General features: G+C 72.4%; 12 protein-coding genes. 1 reads left to right on the top strand and 11 read right to left on the bottom strand.

Annotation, left to right across the window (positions count from 1 at the left end):
• Positions 1-16 precede the first annotated feature (16 nt).
• From Q3W71_RS06245 to Q3W71_RS06285, 9 genes are all read right to left on the bottom strand, one after another.
• A complete protein-coding gene (locus tag Q3W71_RS06245) occupies positions 17-697 on the bottom strand; it encodes a DUF4272 domain-containing protein (RefSeq protein ID WP_302918308.1) in 681 nt (226 codons plus the stop codon).
• Positions 698-803: 106 nt separating this feature from the next.
• Positions 804-2,084, bottom strand: a complete 1,281-nt coding sequence (locus Q3W71_RS06250) for a thymidine phosphorylase (protein ID WP_302918309.1) — start codon at positions 2,082-2,084, stop codon at positions 804-806.
• A gap of 242 nt (positions 2,085-2,326) precedes the next feature.
• Positions 2,327-3,034 (bottom strand): cytidine deaminase, encoded by a 708-nt coding sequence (locus Q3W71_RS06255; RefSeq protein ID WP_302918310.1) that lies wholly within the window; start codon positions 3,032-3,034, stop codon positions 2,327-2,329.
• 12 nt (positions 3,035-3,046) lie between these two features.
• Positions 3,047-4,327 (bottom strand): ABC transporter permease, encoded by a 1,281-nt coding sequence (locus Q3W71_RS06260; protein WP_302918311.1) that lies wholly within the window; start codon positions 4,325-4,327, stop codon positions 3,047-3,049.
• A gap of 3 nt (positions 4,328-4,330) precedes the next feature.
• Positions 4,331-5,686: an ABC transporter permease gene (locus Q3W71_RS06265; RefSeq protein ID WP_302918312.1), complete on the bottom strand. Its 1,356-nt coding sequence runs from the start codon at positions 5,684-5,686 to the stop codon at positions 4,331-4,333.
• Complete coding sequence (locus Q3W71_RS06270) at positions 5,683-7,314, bottom strand: ABC transporter ATP-binding protein (RefSeq protein WP_368050384.1); 1,632 nt, start codon at positions 7,312-7,314, stop codon at positions 5,683-5,685. Before Q3W71_RS06270 ends, Q3W71_RS06265 begins: the two co-directional genes overlap by 4 nt.
• Positions 7,315-7,482: 168 nt before the next feature.
• Positions 7,483-8,547: a BMP family protein gene (locus tag Q3W71_RS06275; RefSeq protein ID WP_302918733.1), complete on the bottom strand. Its 1,065-nt coding sequence runs from the start codon at positions 8,545-8,547 to the stop codon at positions 7,483-7,485.
• A 276-nt stretch (positions 8,548-8,823) separates the two neighbouring features.
• Positions 8,824-9,165 (bottom strand): hypothetical protein, encoded by a 342-nt coding sequence (locus Q3W71_RS06280; RefSeq protein ID WP_302918314.1) that lies wholly within the window; start codon positions 9,163-9,165, stop codon positions 8,824-8,826.
• A gap of 65 nt (positions 9,166-9,230) precedes the next feature.
• Complete coding sequence (locus Q3W71_RS06285; protein WP_302918315.1) at positions 9,231-10,229, bottom strand: hypothetical protein; 999 nt, start codon at positions 10,227-10,229, stop codon at positions 9,231-9,233.
• Positions 10,230-10,330: 101 nt separating this feature from the next.
• On the opposite strand from Q3W71_RS06285, the gene Q3W71_RS06290 reads away from it, so the two are divergent.
• Complete coding sequence (locus Q3W71_RS06290; protein ID WP_302918316.1) at positions 10,331-10,933, top strand: TetR/AcrR family transcriptional regulator; 603 nt, start codon at positions 10,331-10,333, stop codon at positions 10,931-10,933.
• A gap of 105 nt (positions 10,934-11,038) precedes the next feature.
• Here the strand turns inward: Q3W71_RS06290 and Q3W71_RS06295 are convergent, their stop codons facing one another.
• Positions 11,039-12,850: a glycoside hydrolase family 13 protein gene (locus Q3W71_RS06295; RefSeq protein ID WP_302918317.1), complete on the bottom strand. Its 1,812-nt coding sequence runs from the start codon at positions 12,848-12,850 to the stop codon at positions 11,039-11,041.
• 233 nt (positions 12,851-13,083) lie between these two features.
• Entirely contained in the window at positions 13,084-13,896 is an 813-nt protein-coding gene (locus Q3W71_RS06300; RefSeq protein WP_302918734.1) for a sugar ABC transporter permease, read from the bottom strand.
• Positions 13,897-14,197: the final 301 nt, after the last annotated feature.

The following is a 14,197-nucleotide window of genomic DNA, read 5'->3' on the forward strand; positions in this document are numbered from 1 at the left end:
CGGGCGGGCGGACCGGTCAGGTGGAGAGGTCGACCTCTTCCCAGCCCGGGGGCTCGTCGTGGTAGGGCCCGCGCAGGATCACCGCCCACTCCAGCGCCCAGCGCCGCTGCCCGATCGCGTTGGCGTCCACCAGTCCCGGCGGTTTCCGGCCGGCCCGCTGCACGTCCAGGTACGCCCAGTCCAGGCAGTAGTGCAGGTCGAGCAGGGCCGCCGCGTCGGCGGGGTGCTGCGGCGCGGCCAGGATCCGCGAGCGCCACTGCCCGAAGGTCTCCCCACCGGCGATGTACGGCATCCGCTCCACCAGCCGCTCGTCCACCGGCACTGTCGGGTCGAGCTGCTTGGTCAGCCCGAGCACCCAGGCCAGCGCGAAGAGCGCGTCGTGGTGCAGCACGAAGGACCGGTGGTCACCCCGACCGCCGGTGACGAACTGCCACTCCGGCGGAGTGACCATCTCGACCAGGTGCGAGGTGAGCAGCCAGCTCATCGCCGCCTGCGGCGGCATCCCGAAGCAGCGGGCCAGGATCAGGTGCAGCACCGCGATGCGCGCCTCGATCTCGGCCGTCGGGCGTAGCTCGATCTGGTCGCCCGGCTCCCAGACCAGCGGGAACTGCGGCGGAGGCAGCGGCAGGCGCAGCCGGGACAGCTCGTCCAGGCTGGCTTCGCGCACCTCTCGGGGGTCGGGGGCAGCAACGATCACGGCCGAAATTCCTGTCTGCTCGCGACGGCTCAGCGCCGGTCTTCCCCCCTGGCCTGGGAGAATAACGCTCCCAGGTAACCAGCACCATGCCGACCGGCGCGCCCGCTCAGCCGATCCGTTCGAGCACCAGCGGAGTCGCTGCCGGGGCGGTCGGCGAGATGGCCACCGCCCGCTCCGCCTCGGCCAGCGCCGCCGGGATCCGCCCGGCGTGCTCGGCGCGCAGCTCGTAGAGCGGCTCGCCGGCCCGCACCGGGTCACCCGGGCGCTTGTGCAGCAGCACCCCGGCCGGCACGCTGACCGGGTCCTCCTTGCGGGCCCGGCCGGCGCCGAGCCGCCAGGCGGCCACCCCCATGGCGTACGCGTCGACCGCCGCGACGAAGCCGTCCGCGTCCGCGCGGACCACCTCGACCTCGTTGGCGGTCGGCAGCGGTGCGTCCGGGTCGCCGCCCTGGGCGCGGATCATCGCCCGCCAGGCGTCCATCGCCCGGCCGTCGCGCAGCGCGGCCGCCGGGTCGGCGTCGGGCAGGCCGGCCGCGTCGAGCATCTCCCGGGCCAGCGCCAGGGTCAGCTCCACCACGTCGGCGGGACCGCCACCGGCCAGCACCTCGACCGACTCGGTCACCTCCAGCGCGTTGCCGATGGCCAGGCCGAGCGGGGTGGACATGTCGGTGAGCAGGGCGACGGTCCGCACCCCGTGCGCGCCGCCCAGCTCCACCATGGTCCGGGCCAGCTCGCGCGCGTCGTCGACCGACTTCATGAACGCGCCGGAGCCGACCTTGACGTCGAGCACCAGCGCGCCGGTGCCCTCGGCGATCTTCTTGCTCATGATCGAGCTGGCGATCAGCGGGATCGCCTCGACGGTGCCGGTGACGTCGCGCAGCGCGTACAGCTTGCGGTCGGCCGGGGCGAGCCCATCGCCCGCCGCGCAGATCACCGCGCCGACGTCGCGCAACTGGGCGATGAACTCGTCGTTGCTCAGCGCGGCCCGCCAGCCCGGGATCGACTCCAGCTTGTCCAGCGTGCCGCCGGTGTGCCCGAGGCCGCGCCCGCTGAGCTGCGGCACGGCCGCGCCGCACGCCGCGACCAGCGGGGTGAGCGGAAGGGTGATCTTGTCACCGACGCCGCCGGTGGAGTGCTTGTCGACGGTGGGGCGCCGCACCGCGGAGAGGTCCAGCCGCTCCCCGCTGGCGATCATCGCGGCCGTCCACCGGGCGATCTCCGCCGGGGTCATGCCGCGCAGCAGGATCGCCATGGCCAGCGCCGACATCTGCTCGTCGGCGACCAGCCCCCGGGTGTACGCGTCCACCACCCAGTCGATCTGCCCGTCCGACAGCACCCCGCCATCCCGCTTGGCCCGAATGACGTCAACCGCCGTGAAAGCACTCACCTTGAAGTTCCTATCAGTCGTTACGCGACCGGCCGGCGTACCCCAGCCGATGAGGGCGGACGTTCCACCGCGCGCGGTCCGCAGCGGATGAGCACGACGGGCCGGGGTCGACCGCGCCCGGCGGAGGGATCAAGCCTGACCGCCCGGAGCCGGGCGTGGTCGGCCCCGGCCCTGAAGCCCGGCCGGCCCCGAGAGCCGGCCCGATCCCCTAGCGCGACCACCCCGGACCGCAAGGCCCAGGCTCAGGCACCGGACCAACGAACCGGGATCTCCATCGGCGGCTCCCCCTCGCCCGCCCAGAAGATGGTGCCCGACGCGTCGACCACCACCACCCGCGGCGTACGGGCCAGCCCCCAGGTGATCGCCTCGGCCGGGTCGTCCCAGCTCGGGCCCTCCTCCAGCACCCCGGTCTCGGCGCCCGCGTCGTCCCCGGCGGACCGCTCCCAGTACGCCGTCCAGACCTGCTGGCCGGCGGAGAGATCCGGGTGGACGAAGACGGTGCCCCGACCGCGCCAGGCGGCCAGCCGCTCCGGCACCACCGGCACCGGCGTCTCGCCGGTGACGGCCTCCAGGTCCTCAACGCCGAAGGCGTGCGGCAGCAGCTCGGCCATCCGCAGCGGCCGGTCCTTCGCCTCGATCAGGCACTCCGGGCCGCCGTTCTCCCAGAGCAGCTGCCGGCACCGGCCGCACGGCATGAGCGGCTCGCCGGTGGCGTCGACGCAGGACAGCGCGACGATCCGGCCGCCGCCGGTGGCGTGCAGGGAGGAGACCACCCCGCACTCGGCGCAGAGCACCACCCCGTACGCGGCGTTCTCCACGTTGCAGCCGACCACCACCCGGCCGTCGTCGACCAGGGCGGCCGCCCCGACCGGGAACTTCGAGTACGGGACGTACGCGTGCCGCATCACCTCGGTGGCGGCGGTCCGCAGCCGTTCCCAGTCGATCTCCATGGTGTGCTCCCGTCAGCCCTTGATGTACGGCTTGCCGTCCGCGGCCGGCGCCCGGACCCGGCCGACCAGGCCGGCCACCGCCAGGATCGTCGCCAGGTAGGGCAGCATGGCCAGGAACTGGCTCGGGATCACGCTGTTGATCGCGCCGAGATAGGTGCCGAGCTGGTCGGCGAAGCCGAAGAAGAGCGCCGCGAGCAGCGCACCGGTCGGGCTCCACCGGCCGAAGATCAGCGCGGCCAGGGCGATGAAGCCCTTACCACCGATCATGTTCTTGGTGAACGAGTAGAGCGCCAGCGTGTAGGAGGCGCCACCGATGCCGGCCACCACCCCGGCGAGCAGCACGTTGCGGTAGCGCAGCCCGAGCACCCGGACGCCCAACGTGTCGGCGGCGGTGGGGTGCTCGCCGACCGCGCGGGTACGCAGCCCCCAGCGGGTGCGGAACAGCGCGATGTGGATCACCAGCACCAGCAGCAGCCCGAGGTAGAGGAAGATGTTGCCGCGGAACAGCGCCGGGCCGAGCACCGGGATGTCCTTGAGCAGCGGGATCTCCCAGTTGCTGAACCGCGGCGCGCTGTTGTACTGCTGCGCGTCGGTCTGCATCAGCCGCTCGTAGAGGAAGCCGGTGACGCCGACCGCGAGCAGGTTGAGCACGATGCCCATGACGACCTGGTCGACCAGGTAGCGGATGGCGAAGACGGCCAGCAGCAGGGAGATGAAGGCGCCGCCGATCGCCGCCGCGACCAGACCCACCCAGACGCTGCCGGAGATGCTGCCGAACAGCGCGCCGCTGAACGCGCCCATCAGCAGCTGGCCCTCGATCGCAACGTTGACCACGCCGGAGCGCTCGCAGAGCACGCCGGCGAGCGCGCCGAAGATCAGCGGCAGGGCCAGCACGAACGTGCCGCGCACCATGTTCACCAGCGGCATGAAGTTCTGCCCGGCGGGGGCCGCCGAGACCTGCCAGCAGAGGAAGGAGAGCACGAAGCTGACCAGCCCGACGCCGAGCACCAGGGTGAACCAGCGCTTCGGCAGCCCGGCGAGCATCGCCGCGCCGGCGGCGATGGCGACCACGCCGAACCCGATCGCGCCGACCGTGCCGTTGATCTTCAGGGCGGCGCCGGCGGCGTCCTCGCTCAACGTGAAGCGGGCCGGCTGGTCGGTGGCGAGCGCGCCGAAGAGCACCGCGCCGACGAGGCCGAGGCCGAGCAGGGTCAGGCCGATCTTGCGGGTACGGGTCCAGAAGCCCTCGTCGACCGGGGCGACCGCGATGTCGGGGACAGCCATGGTGGACATGAGTTACCAGCCCTTCGCCAGGCTCGTCTGCAACCGGGCGGCCCGTGCGGCCCGGAGCTGGAAGATCGCCTTCACCAGGGCCGGCGCGGCGATGAAGATGACGATCAACGCCTGGAGCACGGTGACCAGCTCCAGCGAGATCCCCGAGTACGACTGCATCCGGTTGCCGCCGGCCTGGAGCGCACCGAAGAGCAGCGCGGCCAGCGCCACGCCCCACGGCTTCACCCGGCCGAGCAGCGCCACCAGGATGCCGTCGAAGCCGATCTGCGCCACCACCAGCGGAGTCAGCGCGCTGGCGGTGGAGCCGAGCACCATGTTCGAGCCGCCGAGGCCGGCCAGGATCCCGGCGAAGACCATGATCAGCACGTACGTCCGGGTGACGCTGATGCCGGCGGTGCGCGCGGCGTCCGGGTTGGCGCCCACCGCGCGCAGCTCGAAGCCGAGCGTGGAGCGGTTGAGCAGCCAGGCGACCGCCCAGGTGGCCAGCACCGCGAGCAGGATGCCGGCGTGCACCCGCAGGTTGTCGCCGAGCAGCCGGGGCAGCTGGGCCGAGGCGTCCACCGGCCGGCTGATCGCGTCGGTCCGGTTCGGGTCCTGGATGCCGTTCTGCACGATCAGCCAGGTCAGGAAGTACGTGGCGATGTAGTTGAGCATGATCGTGTTGATCACCTCGTGGGCACCGGCCTTGGCCTTGAGGATGCCCGGGATGAAGCCCCAGATCGCCCCGCCGAGGGCACCGGCGAGCACCGCGACCAGCAGGTGCAGGCCGGGCGGCAGCGGCAGCAGGAAGCCGGCCAGCGCGGCCAGGATGACGCCGATGGTGGCCTGGCCCTGGGCGCCGATGTTGAACAGGCCGCCCCGGAAGGCCAGCGCGACCGAGAGCCCGGTGAAGACCAGCGGCGCGGTGTAGGTGAGCGTCTCGGAGATCGGCGCGAGGACCGCCTCCCAGCCGTTGCTGCCGTTCAGCCAGCCGGAGAACGCCTCCGGGTCGAAGACCGCGCCCTTGAACAGGTTGGCGTACGCCTCGCTGACCAACGTCCAGCTGGAGTTGATGGCGTCGGACGGCCGGGCGGTGATGTAGCTGTAGGTGGCCAGCACGTCCGGGTCCGAGACGATGATCAGCACCGCGCCGACGATCATCGCGAGCACCAGCGACAGCAGGGTCACCGTGAAGGTGTTGGCGGCCCAGAGGTTGTCCAGGAACAGCCGGCCCAGCGACGGCCGGCCCCCGTCGCCCGGCTGCTTCGGCGTGGTCGCCGTCTCGGCGCGCTCGGTGTTGCCGAGCGCGGTCTGCGCGGCCTGCGCCTCGGTCGCCGGCTCCTTGTCCGGGGAGCCCGGCTGGGGGTCTGGGTTCGTCATGCCTTGTCCTCGCTACCTGGGACCTCGGGCGCCGGAGCCGCGCCGTCCGGGGCCGGGGCGCCGCCGGGGGTGCCGGAAGCGCCGGTCGCGTCGGGGGTGATGCCGGCCATCAGCAGGCCGATCTCCTCGCGCGGGGTGTCCGGGCCGACCACGCCGATGATCCGGCCGCGGTACATCACGGCGATCCGGTCGGCCAGACCGATCACCTCGTCGAGTTCGCTGGAGACCACCATGACGGCGGTGCCGATGTCCCGCTCGCGGACCACCCGGCTGTGGATGAACTCGATGGATCCGACGTCCACGCCGCGGGTCGGCTGCGCGGCGATGAAGAGCTTCAGCGGCCGGGACAGCTCCCGGGCCACGATCACCTTCTGCTGGTTGCCGCCGGAGAGCGTGCCGACCGGCGCCTCGGCCGAGGAGGTACGGACGTCGAACTGCTCGATCCGCTCCTTGGCCGACCGGGCGATCTCGTCCGGCTTCAGCGCGAGCCCGGCGCCGAACGGCGGCTGGTCGTAGATGTCCAGCACCAGGTTCTCGGCGACGCTGAACTCCTTGACCAGGCCGTCGACGCTGCGGTCCTCGGGCACGTAGCCGACGCCGGCGCGGAGCACCTTCTTGGTCGACCAACCGTGCACCGGCTGCCCGTCGAGGGTGACCGTCCCGGCCAGCAGCGGACGCAGACCCATGATCGCCTCGATCAGCTCGGTCTGGCCGTTGCCCTGCACGCCGGCGACGCCGAGCACCTCGCCCGCGTGCACGGTGAGGTCCACCCCGTCCACCGCGCGTACCTGCCGGTCGTCGTCGACGACCAGGCCGGCGACCTCCAGGACCGGCCGGCCCGGCTTGGCCGGGGTCTTGTCGACGGTGAGCCGGACGCTGCGGCCGACCATCAGCGCGGCCAGCTCGTCCCGGCTCGCCTCCGGCGAGGCGGTGCCGACGGTCCTGCCGCGCCGGATCACGGTGATCCGGTCGGCGATCGCCTTGACCTCGCCGAGCTTGTGGGTGATGAAGACGATCGACTTGCCGGCGGCCTTGAGCGACCGCATCACGGCGAGCAGTTCCTCGGTCTCCTGCGGGGTGAGCACCGCGGTGGGCTCGTCCAGGATCAGCAGGTCGACGTCGCGGGTGAGCGCCTTGACGATCTCCACCCGCTGCTGGATGCCGACCGGCAGGTCCTCGATCACCGCGTCCGGGTCGACCCGCAGGTTGTACCGCTCGGAGACCTCGGCGACCTCGCGCCGGGCCCGGCGCCGGTCCAGCAGGCCGGCGATGCCGCCGCGCACCTGCTCGGCGCCGAGCATGATGTTCTCCGCCACGGTGAAGACCGGCACCAGCATGAAGTGCTGGTGCACCATGCCGATCCCGGCCGCGATCGCGTCCGACGGGCCCTTCAGCTTCAGCGGCCGGCCGTCGACCAGGATCTCGCCCTCGTCCGGCTGGTACAGCCCGTAGAGCACGTTCATCAGGGTCGACTTGCCGGCGCCGTTCTCGCCGAGCAGGGCGTGGATCTCTCCAGGCTCCACCGTCAGGTCGATGTGGTCGTTGGCGACCAGATCACCGAACCGCTTGGTGATGCCGCGCAGTTCGAGTCTCAGCGCAACCTCCTGGAGTGCGAAGCGATGGTGCAGCGTAGCTGCCGGCCGGTCACCACGCGTGGCCGGTCGTCGGGTGGAGCGGATCGGCCGCCCCGGCGCCGCGGACGAGGTCCCGCGGCGCCCGGGGCGGCCGGATCGTCGTGCTGTACCGCTCGCCGGCCTATCCCGGTGATCGTCTCACCGCGGCTGGCCGGCCGAGCGTCACTTCGGCTGGGCCTTAGAGGTGACCGTGACGGTGCCGGCGGCGATGTCCGCCTTCAGCTTGTCGACCTCGGCCTTCAGCTCGGCCGGAACCTTGCTGTCGAACTCGTGGTACGGGGCCAGCGAGACACCGTTGTTGGCCAGGGTGCCCAGGAAGCCCGGGTTGGCGCTGAGCTTCTCGCCACCGGCGGCCTTGAGCACGGCCTCCTTGACGGCGTCCGGGATGTTCTTCACCACGGTGGTGATGATCGCCGGGCAGTCCGGGGTGCTCTCGCAGCCGTCGACGTCCACCCAGATGGTGTTGTACTTGCCGCCCGAGGCCTTCGCCGCACCGGTGGTGCCGAGGCCGGCGCCGCCGGCGACCGGCATGATGATGTCGGCGCCCTGCGCGACCAGCGCGTCGCTGACCTTCTTGCCCTCGTCCTGCTTGACGAAGTCGTTGGTGAAGGAGCCGTTCTGGGTGGCCTTGTCCCAGCCCAGGACCTTGACGGTCTTGTTCTTGGTCTTGTTGTAGTGGGCCACGCCGTCGACGTACCCGTCCATGAAGATGGTCACCGGCGGGATCTTCATGCCGCCGTAGGTGCCGACGGTGCCGGACTTGCTCATCCCGGCGGCCAGGTAACCGGCGAGGAAGCCGGCCTGGGCGGTGTCGAACTGCATCGGGTAGACGTTGCTCTCCGGCAGCTTCGCGTCGACGATGCCGAATTGCTGGTTCGGGTTCGCCTTGGCGATCTTCGAGGTGGCGTCACCCATCAGGCCGCCGACCGCGAGGATGAAGTCGCACTTCTGGTTGACGTACTGGGTCAGGTTCGGCTCGTAGTCGGCCTCGGCCTTGGACGCCACGTACTTGATGTCGATGTTGCTGTTCTCGGACTTGGCGGCCTCCAGGCCCTGCCAGGCCGAGGTGTTGAACGACTTGTCGTCGATGCCGCCGACGTCGGTCACCATGCAGGCGCTGTACTTCTTGCCGCCGTCACCGGCGCCGTTGTTCTCCTCGGGGGCCTCGCCACACGCGGCGGCGCTCAGCACGAGCCCACCCACCGCGAGGACCGAGGCGATCCGCATCCCACGCACCGAGCGCAAGACGTCTCCCTTCCATTGCACACCGCGGGTCGCGCGGTGGCAGCCCATTAGCCGGCCTGGCGACTTGCCGCCGGCGTCCCACGTTACGGACGGGAGCGTACGCCCGCGCCCACCCAACGGCCGACAATCGTGCACGACTGTTGAGTGCCTGTTACCCCTACGTAACCCTTGGGTGGGCAAGGTCACTCTCGGCACCGACGGGTGGGCGTCCCGGCGTCGCGAACGTCCGTTTTCCGGGGCCGTCCCCTGTCCGGGACGTTACCGCCAGAAGACCGCCACCGCCGCGTTGACCAGGGTCAGGCCGACGATGGCGAGGAAATGGCCACGGTTGACCACGTCCCGCTTGCGGGAGAAGAAGACCATGACGAAGATCAGCAGGGCGAGCACCAGCTTGGTAACAAGTTTCGCCGGGTCGGGCTCGTCGCCGTCGCGCAGCGGGGCGGAGAGGCCGATACCGGTGAGCAACATGATCACCGAGCCCCAGAGCATGGCCGGATTGATCCGCAGCCGCCCGCTGACGTACTGGACGATCGCCCCGCCCAGCAGCAGCGCGAACCCGATCAGGTGAATGTAGCGAAGGATCAGTCTCAGAGCTTCCACGGCGACCATCTTCCCCTATCAACGACAGTTTGTAGTAGGGGGCGTGGCGGAGACCCGGCCGTGGGTCAGGCCGCCGCGGCTCGGGCCGGCCGCGGAGCGGCGACCGGCGCACCGGCCGGCACCGGCGCCCGCCGGGCCAGCAGCACCAGGGCGAGGCCGACCACGGCGTACCCGGCGAGCACCGCCAGCGGGGTGCCGGCCCCGGCGCCGTCGAAGAAGGCCACCGAGCGCAGCAGCGTGCCGCCGGCGCCCACCGGCAGCCACTGACCCACCGTGCCCCACGGCTGCGGCAGCAGTTCGGGGGCCGCGCCGACCGCCGAGAGCGGGTTGCCGACCAGGAAGACCAGCAGCGCGCCCAGCCCGATCCCCGGACGGCCGAGCAGCGCGCCGAGGCCGGCGACGACGCCCGCGGTGGCCAGCCCGAAGAGCCCGATCGCGGCCGCCTCGGCGAGCCAGTCGCCGCCGAGCAGGCCGAGCCAGCCGTGCAGCACGGCCACCCCAACCCCGCCGGCCAGCACGGCGTACGCCGCCAGACCGGCCAGCCGGGCCGCCCGGCCGCTGACCAGCAGGACGAGCAGCACCCCGGCGAGCATGCTGGTCAGCGCCAGCGGCAGGAAGCCGGCGGCGAACCCGGCGCCGCGGAGGTCGTCCGGGTCGGCGGGCACCACCTCGACCACCGGCACCGGCCGACCGGCGGCGAGCTGGCCGGCCGCCTCGGTGAGCAGCGCCGCGACCGTCGGGCTGGCGGCCGCGGCGGTGTGCAGGGCGACCCCGTCCGGGCCGGCGACGAGGGCGGCGTAGACCTCGCGGTCGCGCAGCGCCCGGTCGGCGGCGGCCGCGTCCGGCAGGGTGGTCACCTCGAACGCGCCGGGCCGGGCCGCGGCGAGCCGGCCGGCCAACTCGGCGGTGGCCGGCGCCGGGCCGGCGACGGCGACCGGCAGGTCGCGCGGCGCGAGGTTGGCCGCCGGGGCCGCGAACAGCGGTACGAGCAGTGCCTGGACGCCCACCACCAGGGCGGCGGCCAGGACGGCGAGCAGCAGGGGCGAGCGGGTACGGGTCGACATGTCCCCATCTCCTAAAACGAACGCTCGTTCTCTATCAGGTTTCAGGCTCCTCCCACGCCACCCCGCTGTCAAGAACGAACGTTCGCTTTACGATGTATCCCGTGCCACGTGTCTCGGCCGAACACCTCGCCGCCCGCCGCCGCCAGATCGTCGACGCGGCCCGGCGCTGCTTCCTGCGCGAGGGCTTCCACCGCACCTCGATGCAGGACGTGATCGCCGAGGCCGGCCTCTCCGTCGGCGCGGTCTACCGCTACTTCCCGAGCAAGACCGACCTGATCAACGCCATCGCCGAGGAGGCGGTCAGCGGAGCCGGCGACGTGCTCGCCGGGTTGGCCCGGCACGACCCGCCGCTGCCGCTGGTCGAGGCGCTCGACCGCATCCTGGCGTACGTGGAGACCCAGCTCGGCGCGGACGGCGTGCTGCGCATCGCCATCCAGGTCTGGGGCGAGGCGCAGCGCGACCCGGCGCTGGCCGCCTTCGTCGCAGAGAAGTACACCGGCTTCCGCACCCAGTTCGGGCTGCTGGTGCGGCGCGCCCAGCAGGCCGGTGAGCTGCCCGCCGACACCGACCCGGACGCCATCGCCGCGGCGCTCTTCGCCCTCGTCCCGGGCTGGTTCACCCAGCGCATCCTGACCGGCGGCCCGGACCGCGCGACCTACCTAGCCGGCGTCCGCGCCCTCCTGTCCGCTACCCCCGCCCGCTGACCCCGCGCGGCCGCTCGTTCAGTGAATGAGTGGCCATTGCGCCGAGAATGCCCACTCGTTCACTGAACGAGCGGCCCGAAGCGGGCGAGGGCGGGGCGTGGGTGGTCAGGGCAGGCGCCACACCTGGAAGGTCGGGCCGTCGCCGGGCAGCAGCACCGCGCCGGTTCCGTCCGGGCGCAGTGCGGGGGCGCCGCCGTAGACGTTCTCGCCGGCCGGCAGGCCGGTCAACCGGACCGGCGCGCCGGCCGCCCGCCGGGCCAGCACCAGCACCGCCCCGGCCGGCGCCTCCCGCAGGAACACCAGCGTGTCGGCGTCGACGTGCAGCCAGCGCAGGCCGCCCCGGCGCAGCGCGGGTTCGGCGTGCCGCAGCGCGATCAGGGCCCGGTAGGCGGCGAACGTGCCGGCGTCCCAGCTCTGCGGCCGGTGCCACGGCATCGGCGTGCGCGAGCCCTCGCCGTTGTCGCCGGTCAGCCCCAGCTCGTCGCCGGCGAAGATCATCGGAATGCCCGGCATGGTGGCGAGCAGGCCGGCGGCGACCTCCTGCCGGGCCGCGTCGCCGACCACCGTCCGGATCCGCGCCGAGTCGTGCGAGCCGAGCAGCTGCCACGAGTGCACGTACGAGCGCCAGGAGATCAGCGACCGGTAGGAGTTCATCGTGGCGAGCACCGCGTCGGCGTCCCGGCGGGCCACCCCGCCCGGGGTGCCGAGGAAGTTCGGCACCGGCTGGTCGCCGTGGCGGAGCCAGGACCAGACCGGGTCGGTGAACCCGACGTAGTTCATCGTGCCGTGCCAGCCGTCCCGGTCCAGGTCGCCGGTGTGGTCGTGGCCGTGCTCGGCCATCAGCAGCCCGTCGGCGCGGGTCTGCGCGACCACCCGGCGCAGCAGCGCCGCCACCTCGTGGGTGTACGCGTCGGCGCCGCGCCGGCCGGTCATGTTGGCCACGTCCACCCGCCAGCCGTCCAGCCCGTACGGCGGGCGCAGCCAGCGGCGCAGCAGCGCGTCGTCGGCGGTGGCGAAGCGCCGGCGCAGCTCGGCGCTGCCCCAGTTCAGCTTCGGCAGCGACTTGACCCCGTTCCAGGACTCGTAGTCACCGGTCATCTCGTCGAAGTAGTACAGCTCGCGCTCCGGTGCACGCACGTCCGAGCTGGCGGCGGTGAACCACTGGTGGGCGTCGCCGGTGTGGTTGCTGGTGATGTCGCCGAGCAGCCGCCAGCCCCGGGCGTGCACCGCGTCGGCCAGCCGCGCGAGCGCCGCGTCGCCGCCGAGCAGCGGGTCCACCGTGTCGAAGCTGGCCGCGTCGTAACGGTGGTTGGAGCGGGCCGGGAAGATCGGGGTCAGGTAGACGGTGTTGACGCCGAGCCGGTCCAGGTGGTCCAGGTGCTCGGTGACGCCGTCCAGGTCGCCGCCGTAGAACTGGCGCGGGGTCTCCGGGCCGCGCCCGATGACCGGGGTGTCCCAGTCGCAGGGGATCGCCCAGTCGGGCAGCGGCCGGCCGTCGGCGACGGCCGAGCGGGCGAACCGGTCCGGGAAGATCTGGTAGATCACCGCGTCCCGGGCCCAGGCCGGCGGCGGGTCGTACGAGACCAGCCGGAAGTCGCCGTGGTCCGGCACGTCGTGGTCGACCAGCCCGGCGGCGTTCAGCCAGCGGTGGCCGCGCGCGCCGGTGAGCAGGAACCGGTAGTTGCTGACCGGGTTGCGGACCTGCACCGCGGCCCGCCACCAGACCTCGTCGCCGACGGTGCGGGCGACGACCGCCTCGGCGAACCGGGGCTCACCGTCCCCGGTGGTGCGCACGTGCACCTGGCGCACGTCGGCGCCGGCGGGCACCCGGACGAACACGTCGACGGTGTCGCCGAGCGACGGCTGCTGGTCGGGGACGTACAGCTCGGACCCGTCGTGGTGCGGCTGGATCGGCATGGTCGGACCTTTCGGGTTGGTCGGCCGGGGAGAGGAGGGGGCGCCCGCCGCGGCCGGTCTCCCGGTCGCGGCGTTCGGCCCGTGACTGCTCCGGTGTACGTCGACACGACGCCCTTGCCGCGCAGCTCGCACCGCCGCCGGTGGCGCGGTGCGGGGGTGGCCGCCGCCCGTCCGGGCGGCGGCCACTCAGTGCGGTGGCGCCGCCCGCGACGGCGAGCGGTCACCCCCGCGGGTCATCCCTTGACGGCTCCGGCGGTGAGCCCGGAGACGATGTAGCGCTGGAGGAGCTGGAACACCAGCACGGTGGGGATCGCGGTGAGCAGGGTGCCCGCCGCGAACATCCCGAAGTTGTTGTTCCGCTCGCCGGCCACCAGGCCGAACATGCCGACCGCCAGGGTCTTCGACTCGGTGTCGGTAAGGAACACGTTGGCGATCATGAACTCGTTGATGGTGCCGATGAAGGAGAGCAGCGCGGTCACCGCCAGGATCGGCGCCACCAGCGGCAGCATGATCCGGAAGAACACCTGGGCGTGGGTGGCGCCGTCCATGGTGGCCGACTCGTCCAGTTCCCGGGGCAGGGTGTCGAAGAAGCCCTTCATCAGCCAGGTGTTCACGCCCAGCGCGCCGCCCATGTAGAGCAGGAAGAGCCCCCAGGGCGTGTTGAACCCGATGCCCGGCCACAGGTCGGTGACCGTCGTGAAGATCAGGAAGATCGCCACGATCGCCAGGAACTGCGGGAACATCTGGATCAGCAGCAGGGTGAGCAGCCCGATCCGCCGGCCGGCGAAGCGCATCCGGGAGAAGGCGTACGCGGCGAGCGCGGAGAGGAAGATCGACACGAAGCTCGCCGTGCCGGCGATCAGCAGGCTGTTGAGGAACCAGTGGCCGAAGGCGGTCCGGTCGAACAGGTTGCCGAAGTTCTCGAACGACACGCCCTCGGTCGGCACCAGCTCGGTCGAGGAGAGCGTGCCGCGCGGGTTCAGCGCCGCGGAGAGCACGAACAGGATCGGGAAGAGGCTGAACGCCACCGCCAGCACCCCGACCAGGTGCCGCCAGCCGACCTGGCGGAACCAACGGCCGCGCTGCCCGCCCCGGGCGTTGCGGTTGGCGACCGGCGCGCCGCCGCCCGTGTCGCCGGCGGCCCGGACAGCGCTGCTGCTGAGGGTGCTCACCGGAGCCACCTTCCGTTCGCGACTGCGGGGCTCGCAAGCTCACTCCTCGCGCTCACCGGAGCCACCTTCCGTTCGCGACTGCGGGGCTCGCAAGCTCACTCCTCGCGCTCACCGGAGCCACCTTCCGTTCGCGACTGCGGGGCTCGCAAGCTCACTCCTCGCGCTCACCGGAGCC

Origin of the sequence: Micromonospora sp. C28SCA-DRY-2 (genome assembly GCF_030519475.1) — a bacterium.
In the GTDB taxonomy this organism is placed as follows: Bacteria; Actinomycetota; Actinomycetes; order Mycobacteriales; family Micromonosporaceae; genus Micromonospora.